The sequence below is a fragment of the Microvirga pakistanensis genome (assembly GCF_004458765.1).
Classification (GTDB): domain Bacteria; phylum Pseudomonadota; class Alphaproteobacteria; order Rhizobiales; family Beijerinckiaceae; genus Microvirga; species Microvirga pakistanensis.
Genome location: NZ_SPJX01000607.1, coordinates 1 through 223 on the forward strand (window position 1 = coordinate 1; position 223 = coordinate 223).

1 protein-coding gene is annotated in these 223 nt (G+C 67.7%); it reads left to right on the forward strand.

The genetic code is table 11. The annotated features are described in order from the left end of the window. The coding region (locus E4K09_RS24055; RefSeq protein WP_193557351.1) for a lytic murein transglycosylase at window positions 1–223 on the forward strand (223 nt) is incomplete at both ends.

The following is a 223-nucleotide window of genomic DNA, read 5'->3' on the forward strand; positions in this document are numbered from 1 at the left end:
TCGATGGTCGTCCGCTCTCGGGCGATTATCAGGCGGGCATCATCATTCCGGCGGGCGTGGACGGCCCGGCCTTCCTCGTCACCCGGAATTTCGACGCGGTCTATTCCTACACTGCCGCCGAATCCTACGGCCTCGCCATCGCGCTTCTGGGCGATCGCATGAAGGGCCTGCCCGGGATCCAGACCGCCTGGCCGACGGACGATCCGCCGCTCTCGCGCGCGCA